The organism is Rhizobium tibeticum, assembly GCF_900110205.1.
Classification (GTDB): Bacteria; Pseudomonadota; Alphaproteobacteria; order Rhizobiales; family Rhizobiaceae; genus Rhizobium; species Rhizobium tibeticum.
In genome coordinates this window covers 216,860-234,920 of the sequence record NZ_FOCV01000007.1, presented here as the reverse complement: position 1 = coordinate 234,920, position 18,061 = coordinate 216,860, and the positions used below count along the sequence as shown (strand labels likewise).

The following is an 18,061-nucleotide window of genomic DNA, read 5'->3' as shown; positions in this document are numbered from 1 at the left end:
TCAGCCCGTTCCAGAGCCAGGTGCCAAGCGGACCGGCCTCCAATCCCACCCGCTTGAGCGGATAAGCGGGATCGCAGAGCACCGCAAGCAAGTCCTCAGGCTCGCTGGCAACCTTGGCCTCGCGAACGACCTTGCCGGCTCCATCTATGATGCAAACGCTTGTTTCCTTGACCGAGACGTCCAATCCAGCAAAATATTCCATGCTGCGCTTCTCCATCTGATGCTTGGGGCTATGTTACGTAGACCCCGTTTTACCATCAGCCTGAAGCGCAGCACCCAAAGACCTGAGAGCGGGGCACGGCCGGCCGATTACCCCATCTTTTGCGACAGGACTGAATTGGACGTTACAATGAGCCGTTTTTGGAGTCCGCTTGTTCACTCCTTGACCCCCTACGTTGCGGGGGAACAACCGACCATGAGCGGCTTGATCAAATTAAACACCAATGAAAATCCTTACGGCACATCGCCACGCGCCCTCGTAGCGATCGCAGAGGCAGCAAACGATACCCTCCGGCTCTATCCGGATCCGACAGCCCTGCGACTGCGCGAGGCGATCGCTGCGCGCTATGGTCGCGATCCGGATGACGTGTTCGTTGGAAACGGCTCGGACGAGGTTCTGGCACATACTTTCCATGCCCTTCTCAACCATGACGAGCCGCTGCTTTTTCCCGACATAACCTACAGCTTCTATCCAACGTACTGCCGCCTGTACGGAATACATTTCCGTACAATTCCTCTCGATGAAAACATGCAGGTTCGAATTGAGGACTACCGGCAATCTTGCGGAGCAATCATCCTGGCGAATCCCAATGCACCAACAGGCATTGCGCGACCGCTCTCTGAAATAGAAACCTTGATCCGGCAACATCCCGATCAAGTGATCGTTATTGACGAGGCATATGTGGATTTCGGCGGTGAAAGCGCCATCCCGCTCGTAACAGAATATCCGAACCTTGTTGTTGTTCAGACCTTCTCGAAATCTCGGGGCCTGGCCGGGCTACGCGTTGGCTTTGCCGTTGGACAACGGCCGCTGATTGAAGCACTGGAAAGGGTCAAGGATAGTTTCAACTCCTATCCGCTGGATAGGCTCGCTTTGGCCGGAGCAATTGCGTCCTTTGAAGATGAAGATTGGTTTCAGCAGCACCGCGATTTGATTGTGGCGAGCCGGGAGCGCCTAACCGTGGCTCTCCAAGGGCTTGGTTTTGACGTCCTTGAATCATCCGCCAATTTTCTATTTGCACGACATCCCGAAAAATCCGGTGCGGACTTGGCTGCGGGACTACGGGACAAAGCAATCTTGGTCCGGCATTTTCCCATGGCCCGCATAGAAAACTATCTTCGCATCACCATTGGGACAGACGCTGAGTGCGATCAACTCGTGGCAGCTTTCAGACAAATACTGACCTAATTCATGTTCGGAAATTTGAGAGCGACCGGTGGAGTGTCTTGCGAGGAAAACCCCATTCGAGAGCGAAAGCATTGTTTAACGAAAGCAACACATATCAGCAGTGCGGGAAGGACCATATCGGTCCATGCGCAGCCGCCGTTTCCTTTTGATGGAGCCACGGCGGCCGCGTCTCAACCGGCCTCACGCACTTAGCCATACCGGCCAACCGCTCTATGAGCATCCTGTTGAAAACGTCTCTGATTGTGGCACCTTGCGGCCATGACAAACATCGGCTCTGCGAAATACAGCGCCGAAGATATGGGACGCTCGCGAGAATGCGAAGCTGTCTCTAAAGTGGCGGTCACCGATGTTGTCCGTCGCGCGGTTGCGGCGGGATGGCGGGAAGAGGAAATCGCTCATCATCTCGCAGGTGCAGCAGACATTTATGTGATCTACCTGGCAACGAAGCCGAAGCGCAGGCTGATGGCAGCCAACAGCAACTGACCGGTGTCGCTGTCGGCCGGTCCCGGACAAGCCGAATACGCGCTTGCGTCCATCGAGACAGCCACATTAACGTGAACTCCAGAGATCGTGGCGTAAGGCTCCCGGCGGGCCCAGAAAAATGGCCCGGCCTCTTTTCGTTCTGCGATCGGCGTTCAATTCTGCGGTCTGTTTCTGAAGGCTTCCGCTTCCGCGTAGAACTTCTTTTCCCATTCCTTGTGGTTATCCAGCCCCTCACGAATGAAGGGCGTGAACACGGCGAGGTTCATCAGCACCCAATTGACGAAGCGGGCCGGGAACTTCAAAGGCTTCACGAAGTCGACAAAGAGCACCACGCGCGTCTTGTCGGTGTGGTTCCAGGCCTCGTGCTCATAAGCATCATCAAAGATCAGGACTTTTCCCTCCTGCCAGTGGCAGATCTGGTCCTTCACCCGGATCGCAAGCTTGTCCGGCGGTTCCGGTACGATTATGCCGAGATGCAGGCGAAGCACGCCATTGTAAGGTCCGCGATGCGCCGGCAGGTGCTTGCCGGGCTCGAAGATCGAGAACATGGCGGTTTTCAATCCCGGTATCTTTTGCACCGCCTCCCAGGTTTGCGGGCAGGCCTTGATGTTCTGTTGCGACGTCACACCGAACCCGACGAGGAAGAATGTCTTCCAGCCGCTATCACTGGAAATCGTCTTCACGTCAGTCGAGATGTCCTGGAATGTCGGCAGTTCGCTCTGCCGCACGAGCACACGGTCCAGTTCGGACCGGATCTGCGGCCACGCCTTCTCCACCTCGGCGGCCCAGGGGAACGTCGTGGTATCATAGACCGGCGGATTGCCGAGCTCGGCATATCTGAAGTTCAGCTTTTCCGCCCATGCGACGATACCCATGAAGAAGCGCGTGATCGCGCTCGGCCGATCCATGGGCGCGATGCCGGCAGTGTTAAAGGATTGGCCCTTGGTTGCGGATGGATTTTCAGAAAGGCCTGCGTCAGCGGTACCGTCGGTCATGGGTTGTCCAATGCGTAAAATAGGCTGTGAAAAGTTCAAGAAGATATGGATATGGCGCCATTTTTCACAAGCCCGCGTGGCGGCGGTCAAATGTCGCGACGACTCTGGGGGATCGCAGCGGGTCAAGGTGGCCAGATGAGCCCGGATGCGGGCGAAATCAATGGGAGACGGATTTTGAGAAAAGGTTGACCACCAGCACGCCGACGACGATCAGCCCCAGCCCGATGATCGCCGGCGCATCGAGCCGCTGCTTGAAATAGATGAGGCCGACAGCGGAAATCAGCACGATGCCGAGCGCGCTCCAGATTGCATAGGCGATGCCGACGGGAATGACCTTCAGCGTTATCGACAGGCAATAGAATGCGGCAGCGTAGCAGATGACCAGAACAGCCGTCGGCCCGAGGCGGGTGAACTGCTGCGACAATTGCAGCGCCGTCGTGCCGATGACCTCCAGCGCGATCGCAGCAAAGAGCAGCGCGTAGACGACAGCGGGAGCCATGGCGGGGTCCTATTCTACTTGTTGGTGAGTTCGACGAGACGGGCAATCAGCGCATGCCGATCGCCGCCGTTGTCATGGCTGCCGAGCATGTCGGCAAGCCAGAGGCCGTCAGCCGCAAACCGAACGATCTGCGCATCGACGGACGAATCCGTGCCGACGTATTCCTCCGTCCGCTCCTGCACCCACGCGCGCCAGCGATGCCGAAGCCGTGGCTCAGCAAGCAACGCGACCGCGACCTGAGCCCAATGGGCCGCCTCGTCGGGACTGTCCCTGAGATCGGCGACGGCACGCAGATAGGCCCGGCTGAAACGGCCATGCGGCACCGGGTCTTCGCGCATGCGCTCATTGATATCAGCGTCAAAACGATCGAGGAGGCTTTCAAAAAGGGCATCCAGCAGCGCATTCTTCGTCGGAAAGTGGTGCAACAGCCCGCCCTTGCTGACCCCTGAAGCGCCGGACACGGCATCCAGTGTCACAGCAGCCATACCTTGCTCCATCGTCAGGCGAGCGGCCACATCCAGCAACTGCTGGCGCACGATGAGAGGCTGTTTGCGGCGATGATGAGCGAGTGACATTTTGATAAAAGATACCGTCCAGACGGTTTTGTCAAGAAATTTGTCACCGCAGGCCGACGACGGGCGAATTGCCGCGCACTGATCCCGGTGGTTGCGGTCGTCTTCCTCGCAGTGCATGAAGGGTTGGATTTTCGAGGAATGGAACAGTGGCGGAAAAAGTCATTACGCTTTACGAGGCAATTGGCGGCGGCGCGGCCGTGCGTGCGCTGGCGCACCGCTTCTATGAGCTGATGGATACGCTGCCCGAGGCCCACCATGTCCGCGCCGTCCATCCGCCATCACTGGACGGCAGCCGGGAGAAATTCTACGAATACCTGACAGGGTATCTCGGCGGCCCGCCGCTCTACACCGATAAGCGCGGCCATCCACGCCTCAGAAGCCGGCATTTCGTTGCCCAGATCGGTCCCGCGGAACGCGACGAATGGCTGCTCTGCTTTCGCCGCGCGCTTGAAGAAACCATCGCCAATCCGAAGCTGCGCGAGATCATCCTGCCGCCCATCGAACGGCTCGCATATCACATGCAGAACAAGGAATAGGACCAGCCATGACGCTGAACGCGCGTATTGCGCCGCTACTTTATCTGTTTGCCGGCCTGTTCGGCCTTGCCGGCGTGGCGCTGGCGGCTGCCGCAGCGCATGGCGGCGGCGACGCGCATCTCGTCGCTTCGGCTTCGGCAATGTGCCTGGCGCACGGCCCTACCCTGCTTGCTCTTGCCATCGGCGCCGAGAAGCTAAGGACCGCATGGCTGGCCGGCCTCCTTATAGGCGCTGGCACACTTCTGTTTGCCGGCGATCTCGTCGCTTTGCGCTATGCGGGTTCCGGTTTGTTTCCGATGGCCGCACCCACGGGCGGATTTGCCATGATGTTCGGCTGGCTGGCGATCGCGGTGGGCGCCTTCGTCCGCCGAGGCTGATCGATCAGGGGGTATGCGCCCAAACCGAAAGCAGATTGCCATCGGGTCATGGATAGAGAATTCTTCCCTACGCCATGGCCGTCGCTCAAGCGGGGCGCATGCAGCGCAACAATTCGACCGCCACTGAGATAGACGGACGTCGCCTCGCATAGCGCTCGCTCGCGCCAGCTGCAACTCCATCTCGTCGCGTCGCAGGATCAGACAGTCTGGAGACTGGTGGATGATCCGCTCGAAGCCAAGATCGTCATGATAAAAGGAGAGCGTTTCGGCGATGGCAGCACCGACAGGACTTCGACACGATCCGGGTCCTGCTCGGCCATTCAGATGCCGGCCACGACGTTGAAGCCTTCGAAAACCGGCGGCCCCTTGTACATCGCCTTGCGTTCACCGGCACTGCGGTGCGCGGCGCGAAAGTTTTCGGACTTCGTCCAGTTCACGAAGTCCTCCTCGCTCTGCCAGAGGGTGTGCGAGGAAAACAGCGTGTATTCCTCCTCCGTATTCGTCCTGCCCCGCAGCAGGCGGAACTCGACGAAGCCTGGAACCTGCGAGAGGCTGGAATCGCGATTGCGCCAGACATCCTCGAAGTCTGCCTCCGATCCGACCGCAACCTTGAAGCGGTTCATCGCAATATACATGGCAGGATCCTTACCGTTAGCCTTTCACGCCAGCGCGCTCAGGCGCGAAGGCCACAACATTATTGCCGTTTGCAGCGTCCAAACCAAGCGGCTTTTCCGGCTGCTGCCCGGGCATCCGTGCCTCCCAGAGCGGAAACTCCGACACGTTGGGATAGTCTCTGCGCCTGGCATTGCGAAGCAGCAGATCGTAAAGCTCCGGCACAAGGCCGTCACCTCTTTGAGCGGCAAGCTTGTGCAGGCCGATCATCATGACCCCGTCAAGGCGTTCTTCATTCATCGGGAATTGTCTCGTTCGTTCATTGTCTGCAGCGCACGTTCCAGACTGGACTTGCTGCCGTTTCGAAGCGGGATGAAAGCCTTGCCGAATTTCTTGCAGCCCGTCTTCACGCGCAGGCAGGCATCGTGGCTGATACAGTCGATCGGGCAAAAGACGCAGTCGACCGAGGGAAGCACGGTATCGATGCGGGAGACGGCCTCGCGCAAACCACCGTCGTGGTGGATCAGCTCTGCCCCAAAGTTGCTTGCGATCTGGCGAAGATGCGCCACCTGGCAGTCCCGTCCGCCGACATACAGGAAACTGCGTCCATCAAGTTTGGACCGCCCGGACGCTTCCTGAACCGTCTCGAAATTCGCGTTGACGCGGATCTCGCGGTTGGAACCCTTCTTCGTCTTTCGAGCCATTGCCCACCCGTTCGCTCGTTGATCGTCACACGACCCTGCGTGTGCGAGCGGACCTTATTAAACTTGATTTTTATAGTAAAGTATAAAGTTGATTATTTCAGTCATATTTTGTCAACGACCCGTCACCTGAACGTCCTGATTGAAGGACCAGACCGGTTTGCCCCACTCGCTGGGGAGCGGAGGGAACGGTGCCGCTCGGCGAATACCCTCGACAACAGCCTGATCCAGCTCGGGGATACCTGAGCTGTGCGCGATCGAAAGACCGCTCAGATCGCCGCTGGCGCCAATTGTGAGGCGAACGCGGACGCTCATGGACGTGCTCATGCGCTTGTACTGCGACGGCACCCTGACGGAGCGGCGGATTCGCGACTGCACTTTGCCGGGGTAGTTGGCAATGGCTGCGCTCCCCGCACCGCCGCGGCTACCGGAGCCACGCGAATTTTGGTTCGAGGTTGCTGTCTCGGTCCCCTCGACGGATCCCTTCTTGGAATCCTGCCTGTTTTCACCGCCCGACCCCGCAGATGGTTTGGCCTTCTTCGGCGGCTCCTTGTTCTCGACCGGCTTTGTGACGGGCTTTTCCGTCTTCGGCTTGGGTTCAAGCGTCGGCTTATCCGGTTGCGGAGCGACCGCCGCTGTTTCCATCGGCTGGACCGGCTTAACCTCCTCCGGCGCGGCCTGGGCAACGGGAGGCGTCTCGGCAGGAAGCTGCGACGGCACTTGCGTCGCCATCGGCTGCACCACGGATGTCTCGGCCGGCGATAGCGAGGTCAGGATTTCGGGTTGCGCGGCAACGACGTTTTCCGGGGAAACGCGCGTGACCTCTTGCGCCGGCGCAACAGCCACCGATTCTGTAGGCTCCGTCGTCGACATCGCAGTCGGCTGCACAGTCTGCGTCTGAACGGTCTCGGCCACGATCTGCTCAGGCTGTGGCTCTTCAGCTTTTTCGCCTGCGGCCGCCTGGTCTGCCTCTGAATCGCCAAGGATAATAACACTCATCACCTCGCCGGCCTCTTCAACCGGATCGTGTGGCGTGACCACGAACCCGACGACCAGGATCGCGATAACAGCCACATGGCAAGCAAGAGAGCTGAGACAAGCCATCACCACATGACGCTGATGTGGTCTTTTGCCCTCATCCTTTTCGACGCTGGCATCCATCGATGGCGCAGCAGCGACGGTGTTGCTCGCACTCTGCGGATCCTGCGGGAAGGATTCAATCATTGCCAGGCGGGCGTAGTGGATGGAGACCTCGGCAGCCGGCTGGCGCGGCAGGTTACGAAGATCCGACAATTCATGCCCGGGATGCATGCCGGGATTGTTGTCGTTCATTCCGATGTCGGCGACCGGCTCCTCAACGACAATGACTCTCGATTTGGATGTTGGTGAAACTGCCATTTGTGCCTGCCTCGGCCAGTTGAAACAGAAACCCGCCGGCTGTCATGCCGGCGAACCACTCAACCCTCGAAAGGAACGGAAGCCTGTGAACGGGTGACAAGACGCTTCATGCACTCTCCCGTGGCCGGGCCGTCGCAAACCGGCGCATCGTTGATCAACAGGCGCGTCACGCTCTCGCACTTGACGTTCGGCATGTCGAACTGGCGCACGCGCTTCTTGCCTTGCGGCAGATCGCGGAAGTCCAACACGGTCACCCGGTCGACCGCGTTCTTGTCGTTGAAGAAAGCAAGCTCGAAGGAGATCTTGGTGATCGGCGCGGGGAGATTGTTGAGCGCAACGAAGGTCATCATGCAGCCCTTCTGCGACGGAGCGAGGCCGTTCAACTCGACCTCGAGGCCTTTGGCCGGGGAGTTTGCTGCAGCATCCTGAGCAAGAACGTGTGACGCACTCGCAACCACGATCAGACCGCTCGTCAAAAGCGCTGCAATCTTGCTCACTGCTATTCCCTCCATCAAAAGACTCTAAACTTGACTTGCAAACTCCGCTATTGCGTCATTAAAAAATGATGACTATGAGAGTCAAGATAATTATGGATTTTCCCGGCGTTGGGCGCCGCGGATCGAGCGGACATAACCGACCGACAATGATGGTTGAGAAGCCAGATACCTTTCGCCACGCGTCGCTGCAGCGCGAACCAACGGCAGACATGCGCGTTTTGGAAAGTGCAGACATTTTTCGCGGAGCGACCGAGATCATGATCCGTCACGATGGCGTGGTCTACCGCATGAAAATCACCCGTCAGGGCAAACTCATTCTCAATAAGTAGGGCTAGGACATGACTGAGACCACGAAACCGGCTCCCGCCGACATTCGCGCATTTCGCGCAGAAAATCCGAAGATGCGTGAGCGCGACATCGCAGCTCAGCTTCAGATTTCCGAAGCAGCGCTCGTCGCGGCCGAGGTTGGCATCAGCGCAACCCGCATCGATGGCAGCGCTTTGAAGCTTCTGGAGCGGGTCGCTGAACTCGGCGAAGTCATGGCCCTTTCTCGCAACGAAAGCGCCGTTCACGAGACGATCGGCGTTTACGAAAACATCACCGCCGGACCGCATGCCTCGATCGTCCTTGGGGAAAACATCGACTTGCGCATTTTCCCCGATCGCTGGGCGCACGGCTTTGCTGTTTCCAAGCGAGATGGCGAACAGGAGCGTCTCAGCCTGCAATACTTCGACAAGGCCGGAAACGCAGTTCACAAGGTGCATCTTCGCCCGAAATCGAATGTCGAGGCTTATCACGCCATCGTCCGGGATCTGAAGCTTGAGGATCAGTCGCAGGAATTCGTCGCCGATCCGACACCCTCGTCGATAAGCGAGAGTGGCGAGGTCACGCGCGACGAGCTACGCCAGCACTGGAGCAAGCTCACCGACACGCATGAGTTCTTTGGGATGCTGCGCAAGCTGAAGATCGGTCGCCAGGTTGCCGTCCGCACTGTCGGCGACGACTATGCCTGGCAACTCGACAACACGGCGACGGCAGAGATGATGCACGCTTCGGTCAAGGCAGGCCTGCCGGTCATGTGCTTCGTGGCCAACAATGGAATCGTCCAGATCCATTCCGGCCCTATCTTCAACGTGCAGCTGATGGGTCCGTGGATCAACGTTCTCGATCCGACATTCCACTTGCACCTTCGGCAGGATCACATTGCCGAGACCTGGGCCGTGCGCAAGCCGACGAAGGACGGCCATGTAACCTCGCTCGAGGCATACAATGGCGATGGCGAAATGATCATCCAGTTCTTCGGCAAGCGGAAGGAGGGCACCGATGAGCGCGACGATTGGCGCTCCATCATGGAAAACCTGCCGCGCACAGGAACAAGCGTCGCGGCTTGAGAAGGGGTTGAAGATGCGTAAGGAACCGCGCCACCAGCGGCTTTGGGCACTGGCGTTTTCGGTGGCGGCTATCGTGCTGTCGCTGGCTCCCGTCTCGAATTCCCTGGCGGCCGAGACACTGGATACGACGCGCCTCGTATCGGTCGGCGGCGACGTCACCGAGATCGTCTACGCGCTCGGTGAGCAGGATCGGCTGATCGCCCGCGACACGACGAGCATGTATCCCGAAGCGGCGATGAAGCTGCCCGACATAGGCTACATGCGCGCCCTGTCGCCGGAAGGCATCCTTGCGATGAACCCGACGGCCATCATCGCCATCGAAGGATCCGGACCTCCGGAAGCACTGAATGTTCTAAAGAGCGCCAGCGTTCCCTTCGAGACCGTCCCGAATGCCTATACGCGTGAGGGCATCCTCGCCAAGATCGACCGCGTCGGCGAACTCCTCGGGCAGCCGGACAAGGCAAAGGCATTGGAGGAAAAGGTCGGCGCAGACCTCGACGCGGCGATTTCCGACGCCACGAAGCGGCCCGAAAGCGAGCGCAAGCGTGTCCTCTTTATCCTCAGCATGCAGGGCGGCAAGATCATGGCATCCGGTACCGGCACTGCTGCCGACGGCATCATCAAGCTTTCGGGCTCCGTCAATGCGGTGGGCAATTTCCCCGGCTACAAGCCGCTGACCGACGAAGCGATCGTGGAAGCAAAGCCCGAGGTCATTTTGATGATGAACCGCGGCGATGGCTCGGGTCCTGGGGATGAAGACCTTCTCAAGCAGCCCGCACTGGCCCTGACACCCGCGGCGCAGAACAAGGCGATCATCCGTATGGACGGCCTGCACCTGCTTGGTTTCGGCCCCCGCACTGCAGGCGCCGTCCGTGCGTTGAACGCGGCGATCTACGGGAGCTGACGATGGCTCTGCAGGACGCCATGGGACAGAAGCGCGCGATGTTTTCGCTGACAGGTCTGAGAGAGCTTCACAGGACGGGCGATCGCAGCCGCCTTGCCCTGCTGGCGATCATTCTGCTGGCGGCAGGCTCCGTCCTGTCACTGTTGTTTTCGGTGACAACAGGCGCTTCCAACGCCTCGTTCCTCGACGTCCTTGCCAAGGTGGCCGGCTCAGATGATGCGCTGAACGCGCGCGATCGGATCATCATCTTTGATATCCGCATGCCCCGCGCGATCCTGGGTTTCCTGGTCGGTGGCTCGCTTGCCGTCTCGGGCGCCATCATGCAGGGCCTGTTCCGCAACCCGCTTGCCGATCCTGGACTTGTCGGCGTGTCCTCAGGGGCCAGTCTCGGCGCGGTGGTGATCATCGTGCTTGCCAGCAGCTTTGCCGCACCGCTCTACACGCTGCTCGGCATCTACGCGCTGCCGATCGCAGCCTTCTGCGGCGGCCTCGCCAGCACCTGGCTGCTCTACCGGATCGCAACCGGGCACGGCCAGACCTCGGTAGCCACGATGCTGCTTGCCGGCATCGCGCTCGGCTCGCTTGCTGGTGCGCTCACCGGACTGTTGATCTACATGGCCAATGATCAGCAACTGCGAGACCTCACTTTCTGGGGGATGGGATCACTTGCTGGAGCGACATGGGCAAAGATTGCCGCCGCCGCGCCCATCATTCTTCTCTCCTTTGCCGCCATACCGTTCATGGCCCGGGGCCTCAACGCCATCACGCTCGGCGAAGCGACGGCTTTTCACATGGGCGTCCCCGTCCAGCGGCTGAAGAATATCGCCATCGTCAGCGTTGCCGCTGCAACGGGTGCTTCGGTCGCCGTCAGTGGGGGCATCGGTTTCGTCGGCATTGTGGTTCCGCATGTACTGCGAATGTCGATCGGCCCCGATCACCGCTTCCTGCTGCCCGCCTCCGCCCTTCTCGGCGGCTCGTTGCTGATTTTCGCCGATGTCCTTGCGAGGACGATCGTCGCGCCGGCCGAACTGCCGATCGGCATCATTACGGCGGCCGTCGGCGGCCCGTTCTTCCTGTGGATTCTGTTGCGGCATCGCGCACGCCTTGCCCTTTGAGTATCGAGCAATGATCGAAGTATCCGGCGTTTCCGTACGCCTTTCCGGCAAGACCATCGTTCGTCAGGTCGGCTTCACCGCACGGGCTGGTCAGCTGACGGCGATTGCCGGCCCGAACGGTTCAGGCAAGACGACAACGATGAAGGCCGTCTCGGGCGAACTCCCCTACGCGGGCACCATTCGCCTCAATGGGCAGGATGTCAGCGCGCTGCAGCCATGGCAACTGGCGACGATGCGTGGCGTGCTGCCGCAGGCAAGCACCATCTCCTTCCCGTTCATGGTGCGCGAAGTGGTCCGGATGGGCTTGACCGCTGGCGTCAATCGTAACCCTGATAAAGTGGAGCAGATTGCCGCGAATGCACTGACGGCTGTCGACCTGGAGGGCTTCGATGGCCGATTCTATCAGGAGCTTTCGGGCGGTGAGCAGCAGCGCGTACAGCTCGCCCGCGTTCTTTGCCAGATCGCCGAGCCGGTCATCGACGGAAAGCCGTGCTGGCTCCTGCTCGACGAGCCGGTATCGAGCCTCGACATCAGCCATCAGCTGACCATCATGACATTGGCGCGCAAATTCTGCGAAGCCGGCGGCGGCGTCATCGCAGTCATGCACGACCTCAACCTGACTGCGCTCTTCGCCGACCAGATGATCCTCATGAAATCCGGGCAAGTGGCCGCGGCTGGTGGCGTCCGCGACGTGCTGACGGATGAGACCATGGAAACCGTCTTCGGCTGTGCCCTGCGGATCAATCGGGTTCCAGCAGACGGCACGCCCTTCGTGCTTGCTCATAGTGCAGTTCAAACCTGATACAATCCAGCGTAGCGGAACTTTTGAGAAGCGGCCGCGTTAGGCAATTGATGATGTGGGTCATTGCCGGGCGACAATCTTCATGCAAACTTCGGCGGCGGCCCTGTGTTGAACCAGGCCCGTTCAGAGCGTGCCTTACCGATGGAGAAAATCGTGGCCTCTTCGCTCCTCCACCCCCTCCGCAGCCGGCGCAATGGCGGCACGCTTCACAACATTGAATCCACCATCGAAGAGCAGATCGAAACTCTTCGCGACGACATCGCGGCCCTGACGAAGATCGCTGGTAAGCAGTCGCGCAAGTCGGGTGATCGACTTCGCTATCAGGCAGCAGCCAGCTACGACGATCTACTCTCGCGCAGCGAGGACCTGATCCACGAATTGCAGGAGGGCTACCTTCGCGGCGCGCATGAAGTGCGCAACACGGTACGCCGGCACCCTGTAGCCACCATCGGGGCGGCGGCAGCCTTCGGGCTTGTCCTCGCCCTCCTTGCCCGCCGTTAAGGAGACGAGATGCTCTTTTCGCTCCTCAGCCTGCTGGTCGGCACGAGTGTTCACCGCACCGTTGCGCGCACGAAGCGCAACGGTATTTTCGTGGCGATTGCCGTCGTTCTCTTGTTGACCGCCTATACACTTGCAGTCGTTGCCGGCGCGATATGGCTCTCCGGCATTTATGGACCCATAGGCGCGGCGCTATTCCTGGCTGCCGCAGCGCTGCTGATCGCGATCGTCGTCCTCGTTATCATGATGGTGATCAATGCGCAGGAAGCGCGCCGTGTGGCGGAACGCCGACAGGCGCTGGAATCGCTTGCGGCCGCCGGTATAGGCCTCATCCGCGCCCAGCCGTTGCTGACGGCGGGTGTTCTCGCAGCCGTCGTCGCAGCCAACCTCATGGGCTCCAAGCGCAACGACGACTGACACTCCATCGCTCACCCGACCAAAAAGGCCGGCGCCGTGAGGCAGCCGGCCTTTTTGGTCGACCTGGCCATGTCAGAAGGCGAAGGCTTTGGACGTCAGCGGCGAGGATGTCGCATCCGGCCCGAAATCGGCCTCGCCGGAAATCTGAAGCAGTTCCTGGAGACGCTGGCGGGCGCGATTGACGCGGCTCTTGATCGTGCCGACGGCACATCCGCAGATTTCCGCGGCTTCTTCGTAGGAGAACCCCGATGCGCCGACCAGAATGATCGCTTCACGCTGGTCCGGGGGCAACTGATCGAGCGCCTTCTTGAAATCCTGAAGGTCGAGTGCCCCGTACTGCGACGGGTGCATCGCCATCGACTCGGTGAACAAGCCATCGCTATCCTGGATTTCGCGTCCGCTCTTGCGCATCTGGCTGTAAAGCTCGTTGCGCAGGATCGTAAAGAGCCAGGCCTTCATGTTGGTGCCCATCTCGAAATGATCCTGCTTTGCCCAGGCCTTCATGATCGTGTCCTGAACAAGATCGTCCGCCCGGTCATGCCGACCAATCAGCGAGATGGCAAAGGCTCGCAGACTCGGTAGCGACGCAAGGAGCTCGCGCTTGAAGCTTGGTTGCTGCGTTTCCATGGAGCCACCTTACTTCGCGGTCTTGGCCGAAGCGACCAGTTCAGCCTGGTCAAGCTTCTCGAGCAAATCGAGAAAGCGCTCCGGAATCGCCTCGTCCTGCACGGCAGCATAAAGCGATCGTAACTTCACCCCGATCTGGCTGTTCGGGTCCAGGATATCGCTTGCGCGCATTTCCAGCCGCTGCCGATCTTTTTCATTCTTCCGTGTCGTCATCAATCGTCACTTTACTCGTTATCCGCCCGTTCTGCCACGTCGCCTTGATTAAGTTCGTCTTAACTACATCAGCCGCTTGGGCCGGCTGATTGGCGAACATCCCGTCGCGTGTCATGAAACAAATGCGATGAGCCCTCTGTTTGTAGGCACGATAATGCTGCTGAGAAAAAAAAGTTCCTACATATCAGGAACATTTTTACAGTCCGTCGCGTTTTAATCGCCATTGAGGCCCCTCACCGGCCTATTGGGAGCTATAAATGACACTTTCGACTCGAATTGCGCCGCACCTTCCTTATCTGCGTCGTTATTCCCGCGCGCTTACTGGAACGCAAACGTCGGGCGACGCGTATGTCGCCGCCGTCCTCGAGGCGATCATTACCGATATATCCATTTTCCCGGATACCGCCGATGACCGCGTTGCATTGTACAAACTTTTCACCACGCTGTTTGGTTCCGTCACAGTCCAGATCCCTGAACCTGCCTCGCCTTACGCGTGGGAGCAGCGCGCAACGCTGAACCTCGCCAAGGTTTCGCCGCTCGCGCGCCAGGCTTTTATCCTCGCCTCCGTCGAGAACTTTCGGGTTGGAGAGATTGCCGAGATCCTGGGCGTGGAAGAGGACGAAGTCGTCAGCCTGCTCGACAACGCATCGCGCGAAATCTCTCGCCAGGTTGCCACGGACGTGATGATCATCGAGGACGAGCCGCTCATCGCGATGGACATCGAACAAATGGTGGAAAGCCTCGGCCACCGGGTGACAGGCATTGCCCGTACGCATGCCGAAGCGGTTGCGCTTTACAACAGGACCCGGCCAGGCATGGTTCTGGCAGATATCCAGCTTGCCGACGGCAGCTCCGGCATCGATGCGGTCAACGACATTCTCAAGACTGCGAGCGTGCCGGTGATCTTCATCACCGCCTTTCCAGAGCGACTGCTAACGGGCGAACGGCCGGAGCCGACCTTCCTGGTCACGAAGCCGTTCAATCCGGACATGGTCAAGGCATTGATCAGTCAGGCACTTTTTTTCAACCAATCCACCAAGGCCGCCGCCTGAGAAAATGGCGACTTGAGGAACAAAGGGAACGGGAATGCGTTTCGGTGAATCTGGAACGCTTTTTCCGGCCTTAAAGTTTTTTTTTAGCGCTTTCTTCTAGGATAAGCTTCCCGATCAATGGGCACCCTCCTCCGCCGTGAGGAAAGATCAAAATGGGAAAGGCGACTAGGTGAACAGGAATGAACCAGTGCCCGGCATGTCCTTCGCGCCGGAAGGCAGAGTGGTTCTACTGCAGCGTGCGCTCGCAAGTGCCGGGATTTCAGTGATCTACCAGGATCCTGGCTTGTCGATCATCTATGCCGATAATCTTCCTGCGTATTTTCAGCCGCTTGCAATCCCGGGCGGAACTGACGCAGATCTCTTCGGCGAGACACATGGGCGCAAGCTGGAGAAGCTGAAGCAGCAGGTCTTCGAAACCGGGAAGCAGACGACAGCCGAGGTCGATATTTCGATCGACGGGGAAATGCGCACGTACGAACTGAAGATCCAGCGCGCTGGCACGGATCACGCCATGGGCATCCTCTCCGTCATATCCGAGGTGACGGAGGCGCGGCATCGCGAAAAAGTGCTGAAGTCGCTTCTTCGCGAGCTATCGCACCGCTCGAAGAACCTTCTGGCCATTATTCAGGGCATCGCCACACAAACGGCCCGCAACACCATATCGCTGGATAGCTTTTTGGCGAAATTCCGCGGTCGATTGCAATCGCTGTCGAATTCGCAGGACTTGATTACTGACTCCAGTTGGCGCGGTGCCTTCCTGTTCGAACTCGCTGAAAAGCAGTTCGCCCCCTATTGGCCTGAGACCGCAGGGCCGCTGCCGATCTCCGGAATAAACGTCCACCTGACACCCAATGCCGCCGTGCATGTCGGCCTGGCGCTGCACGAACTGATCGTCAATTCGGCCTCCTATGGAGCGATCGCTGGCAGCAAACCTGCTGTCACCTTGAGCTGCCACGAAGTGGCCTCTGCCGGGCGAAAGGCAATCGAGGTTTCATGGGCGGAGACGCTGTGCGATCCGACAGAGATTCATGAATTCAGCGAAAACAGCTTCGGCAAGACGGTGCTCGAGCGCGTCGTCCCCTCCTCGGTAAACGGCAAGGCCGAACTCACGCTGATACCAGGCCGGATCGAATATCATCTGGTCATCCCCGACGCCGAGTTCGAGATTCTCCGACGTCCTCCTCGACAGGCAGTCATGCGCTAAACGAAGAACAGCCGCCAAACGAAGAACAGCCAGTGCGAGGGCGGCGCACCGGCTGTTCTTTCACTCACCGGGAGGGGACCGTGAGTACGTCCGAACGATGGTTTGGGGGCGCGCATGTTGGGTCGATGCGGTCATCGTTCGGATACCGCAGTAACGGGCAAGTATCCGAATGGTTCCCCGAACGGACGAGAAAAAATCGATTTCTTCATTTTTTATGTCAAGGACGCGGCCAAGGGCGGACGGCGTTCAAAAACCAGCAAAAATAGCCCTATTAAAACAATAGGATAAACGGCATACATTGCAAAAATTTTACCGTTTGATAAATTTTTTAACCTGAGTTACGCTTTCCCCTACTGGCCGTTTACCAATAATGAGGGAACTTCAATGGAACGACTGGGAACTGGGATTCGTGCAGGCCGGCTTTCGCCCGCCGAGTACGAGTCGAACTTCTCCGATCTTCATCCACGCCTCGACAAGCACGAGGCGCTGGTGGCAGCCGACCGCTGCTATTTCTGCTACGACGCGCCGTGCATGACGGCCTGTCCCACCTCGATCGACATTCCACTCTTCATCCGGCAGATCGCCACCGGCAATCCGCTTGGATCGGCCAAGACGATCTTCGACCAGAATATTCTGGGCGGCATGTGCGCTCGCGTCTGTCCCACCGAAGATTTGTGCGAGCAGGCCTGCGTGCGCAACACGGCAGAAGAACGGCCCGTCGAAATCGGCCGCCTGCAGCGCTACGCCACCGACACGGCCATGCAGGCAGACAAGCAGTTTTACAGCCGCCCCGCTCCGACCGGAAAGACGATTGCCGTCGTCGGCGCGGGCCCGGCAGGTCTTGCCGCTGCCCATCGCCTCGCCGTGAAGGGCCATGACGTCGTCATCTACGACGGAAGGCCGAAGTCAGGCGGCCTCAACGAATATGGCATCGCCACCTACAAGACGGTCGACGACTTCGCGCAGCAGGAAGTGGACTACGTTCTGGCGATCGGCGGCATTGAAGTCCGCCACGAGCAGCAACTTGGCCGTGATTTCTCTCTCGCCGATCTGCAATCGCAATATGACGCCGTTTTCGTCGGCATCGGCCTTGCCGGTGTCAACGCGCTCCGTGTCGAAGGCGAAAATCTACCCGGCGTGGATGATGCCGTCGACTTCATCGCCAGCCTGCGCCAGGCCGCAAGCAAGGGCGATATTGCGATCGGCCGCCGCGTCGTCGTTCTCGGCGGCGGGATGACGGCAATCGATGCCGCCGTGCAGGCCAAGCTGCTCGGCGCGGAGGAAGTGACGATTTGCTATCGCCGCGGCAAGGAACATATGAACGCCTCGGAGTTCGAGCAGGATCTCGCCACCTCGAAGGGCGTCATCATCCGCCATTGGCTGGCGCCGAAGTCCATCCTCGCACAGGACGGCAAGGTCGCCGCGATCGAGGTTGAATATACCAAGCTCGTCGATGGCCGCCTGTCGACAACCGGCGAGACCGGCGTCATTGCCGCCGACCAGATCTTCAAGGCGATCGGCCAGACCTTCGATGCCTCCGGCCTCGGCGCGCTGCGCATGGAGTCCGGACGCATCGCCATTAATGCGGAAGGCAAGACCTCGCTGGACGGCGTCTGGGCCGGCGGCGATTGCGTCTTCGGTGGTGACGATCTCACCGTCTCGGCCGTCGCTATGGGCCGCGATGCCGCCGAATCCATCAACCGCGTGCTTGCTGCCGGTGCGCAGCCGGCCGTTGCCGTCGCTTGAAGGGGAGAATG

The 18,061-nt window shown here is 59.4% G+C and carries 24 protein-coding genes and 1 pseudogene; 14 read left to right on the top strand and 11 right to left on the bottom strand.

Translation table 11 applies throughout. The features are described 5' to 3' along the window. A pseudogene (locus tag BSG20_RS37325) lies at window positions 1-202 on the bottom strand (IS110 family RNA-guided transposase); the annotation flags it as partial. A gap of 147 nt (window positions 203-349) precedes the next feature. On the opposite strand from BSG20_RS37325, the gene hisC reads away from it, so the two are divergent. Both hisC and BSG20_RS10555 read left to right on the top strand, forming a co-directional pair. After that, window positions 350-1,408 (top strand): histidinol-phosphate transaminase, encoded by a 1,059-nt coding sequence (gene hisC / locus BSG20_RS10560; protein WP_072374591.1) that lies wholly within the window; start codon window positions 350-352, stop codon window positions 1,406-1,408. A 258-nt stretch (window positions 1,409-1,666) separates the two neighbouring features. After that, window positions 1,667-1,891 carry a hypothetical protein gene (locus BSG20_RS10555; RefSeq protein WP_072374588.1) on the top strand — a complete coding sequence of 75 codons (225 nt, stop codon included), beginning with the start codon at window positions 1,667-1,669 and terminating at the stop codon, window positions 1,889-1,891. 152 nt (window positions 1,892-2,043) lie between these two features. On the opposite strand, the gene olsC is transcribed toward BSG20_RS10555, so the two are convergent. From olsC to BSG20_RS10540, 3 genes are all read right to left on the bottom strand, one after another. Then, entirely contained in the window at window positions 2,044-2,886 is an 843-nt protein-coding gene (gene olsC, locus BSG20_RS10550; protein ID WP_072374585.1) for an ornithine lipid ester-linked acyl 2-hydroxylase OlsC, read from the bottom strand. Window positions 2,887-3,043: 157 nt separating this feature from the next. After that, window positions 3,044-3,385 (bottom strand): SMR family transporter, encoded by a 342-nt coding sequence (locus BSG20_RS10545; protein ID WP_072374582.1) that lies wholly within the window; start codon window positions 3,383-3,385, stop codon window positions 3,044-3,046. A gap of 14 nt (window positions 3,386-3,399) precedes the next feature. Then, window positions 3,400-3,960 carry a TetR/AcrR family transcriptional regulator gene (locus tag BSG20_RS10540; protein WP_072374649.1) on the bottom strand — a complete coding sequence of 187 codons (561 nt, stop codon included), beginning with the start codon at window positions 3,958-3,960 and terminating at the stop codon, window positions 3,400-3,402. 146 nt (window positions 3,961-4,106) lie between these two features. On the opposite strand from BSG20_RS10540, the gene BSG20_RS10535 reads away from it, so the two are divergent. Both BSG20_RS10535 and BSG20_RS10530 read left to right on the top strand, forming a co-directional pair. After that, on the top strand, window positions 4,107-4,496 hold the full coding sequence (locus tag BSG20_RS10535; RefSeq protein ID WP_072374578.1) for a group II truncated hemoglobin: 390 nt from the start codon (window positions 4,107-4,109) through the stop codon (window positions 4,494-4,496). 8 nt (window positions 4,497-4,504) lie between these two features. Next, a complete protein-coding gene (locus BSG20_RS10530; RefSeq protein ID WP_072374575.1) occupies window positions 4,505-4,873 on the top strand; it encodes a DUF423 domain-containing protein in 369 nt (122 codons plus the stop codon). 320 nt (window positions 4,874-5,193) lie between these two features. Here BSG20_RS10530 and hmuQ read toward each other — a convergent pair whose 3' ends face one another. The 5 genes from hmuQ to BSG20_RS10500 form a co-directional block, all read right to left on the bottom strand. Then, window positions 5,194-5,508, bottom strand: a complete 315-nt coding sequence (gene hmuQ / locus BSG20_RS10520) for a heme-degrading protein HmuQ (protein WP_072374573.1) — start codon at window positions 5,506-5,508, stop codon at window positions 5,194-5,196. Window positions 5,509-5,524: 16 nt separating this feature from the next. Beyond that, on the bottom strand, window positions 5,525-5,785 hold the full coding sequence (locus BSG20_RS10515; protein WP_072374570.1) for a hypothetical protein: 261 nt from the start codon (window positions 5,783-5,785) through the stop codon (window positions 5,525-5,527). Further along, window positions 5,782-6,189, bottom strand: coding sequence for a DUF2325 domain-containing protein (locus tag BSG20_RS10510; protein ID WP_072374567.1), 408 nt, complete (start codon window positions 6,187-6,189; stop codon window positions 5,782-5,784). Before BSG20_RS10510 ends, BSG20_RS10515 begins: the two co-directional genes overlap by 4 nt. A 111-nt stretch (window positions 6,190-6,300) precedes the next feature. Next, entirely contained in the window at window positions 6,301-7,584 is a 1,284-nt protein-coding gene (locus tag BSG20_RS10505) for an energy transducer TonB family protein (RefSeq protein ID WP_072374564.1), read from the bottom strand. A 59-nt stretch (window positions 7,585-7,643) separates the two neighbouring features. Beyond that, on the bottom strand, window positions 7,644-8,096 hold the full coding sequence (locus tag BSG20_RS10500) for a hypothetical protein (RefSeq protein WP_177309828.1): 453 nt from the start codon (window positions 8,094-8,096) through the stop codon (window positions 7,644-7,646). Window positions 8,097-8,227: 131 nt separating this feature from the next. Here BSG20_RS10500 and hemP point away from each other — a divergent pair, with 131 nt between their 5' ends. The 7 genes from hemP (at window position 8,228) to BSG20_RS10465 (ending at window position 13,208) form a co-directional block, all read left to right on the top strand. After that, on the top strand, window positions 8,228-8,410 hold the full coding sequence (hemP, locus tag BSG20_RS10495) for a hemin uptake protein HemP (protein ID WP_072374646.1): 183 nt from the start codon (window positions 8,228-8,230) through the stop codon (window positions 8,408-8,410). A 9-nt stretch (window positions 8,411-8,419) separates the two neighbouring features. Beyond that, on the top strand, window positions 8,420-9,472 hold the full coding sequence (locus tag BSG20_RS10490) for a hemin-degrading factor (protein WP_072374558.1): 1,053 nt from the start codon (window positions 8,420-8,422) through the stop codon (window positions 9,470-9,472). A 13-nt stretch (window positions 9,473-9,485) separates the two neighbouring features. Continuing rightward, window positions 9,486-10,376, top strand: a complete 891-nt coding sequence (locus BSG20_RS10485) for a heme/hemin ABC transporter substrate-binding protein (protein ID WP_072374643.1) — start codon at window positions 9,486-9,488, stop codon at window positions 10,374-10,376. 2 nt (window positions 10,377-10,378) lie between these two features. Further along, window positions 10,379-11,491, top strand: a complete 1,113-nt coding sequence (locus tag BSG20_RS10480; protein WP_072374555.1) for a FecCD family ABC transporter permease — start codon at window positions 10,379-10,381, stop codon at window positions 11,489-11,491. Between the two features lie 10 nt (window positions 11,492-11,501). Then, window positions 11,502-12,293: a heme ABC transporter ATP-binding protein gene (locus tag BSG20_RS10475; protein WP_072374552.1), complete on the top strand. Its 792-nt coding sequence runs from the start codon at window positions 11,502-11,504 to the stop codon at window positions 12,291-12,293. 141 nt (window positions 12,294-12,434) lie between these two features. Continuing rightward, a complete protein-coding gene (locus BSG20_RS10470) occupies window positions 12,435-12,794 on the top strand; it encodes an ElaB/YgaM/YqjD family protein (RefSeq protein ID WP_177309830.1) in 360 nt (119 codons plus the stop codon). Between the two features lie 9 nt (window positions 12,795-12,803). Then, complete coding sequence (locus tag BSG20_RS10465) at window positions 12,804-13,208, top strand: hypothetical protein (RefSeq protein WP_072374549.1); 405 nt, start codon at window positions 12,804-12,806, stop codon at window positions 13,206-13,208. 72 nt (window positions 13,209-13,280) lie between these two features. Here the strand turns inward: BSG20_RS10465 and BSG20_RS10460 are convergent, their stop codons facing one another. Beyond that, complete coding sequence (locus BSG20_RS10460; protein ID WP_072374546.1) at window positions 13,281-13,835, bottom strand: RNA polymerase sigma factor; 555 nt, start codon at window positions 13,833-13,835, stop codon at window positions 13,281-13,283. 9 nt (window positions 13,836-13,844) lie between these two features. After that, the gene (locus tag BSG20_RS10455) at window positions 13,845-14,006 is read right to left on the bottom strand and encodes a NepR family anti-sigma factor (protein ID WP_244541311.1); all 162 of its coding nucleotides are present in this window, start codon (window positions 14,004-14,006) and stop codon (window positions 13,845-13,847) included. Window positions 14,007-14,305: 299 nt separating this feature from the next. Here BSG20_RS10455 and BSG20_RS10450 point away from each other — a divergent pair, with 299 nt between their 5' ends. The 3 genes from BSG20_RS10450 to BSG20_RS10440 all read left to right on the top strand — a co-directional run bounded on the left by BSG20_RS10450 (window position 14,306) and on the right by BSG20_RS10440 (window position 18,050). After that, window positions 14,306-15,100: a response regulator gene (locus BSG20_RS10450; RefSeq protein WP_024315711.1), complete on the top strand. Its 795-nt coding sequence runs from the start codon at window positions 14,306-14,308 to the stop codon at window positions 15,098-15,100. Between the two features lie 196 nt (window positions 15,101-15,296). Further along, complete coding sequence (locus BSG20_RS10445) at window positions 15,297-16,304, top strand: sensor histidine kinase (protein WP_072374540.1); 1,008 nt, start codon at window positions 15,297-15,299, stop codon at window positions 16,302-16,304. 384 nt (window positions 16,305-16,688) lie between these two features. Beyond that, window positions 16,689-18,050 (top strand): NAD(P)-dependent oxidoreductase, encoded by a 1,362-nt coding sequence (locus BSG20_RS10440; protein WP_072374537.1) that lies wholly within the window; start codon window positions 16,689-16,691, stop codon window positions 18,048-18,050. Window positions 18,051-18,061: the final 11 nt, after the last annotated feature.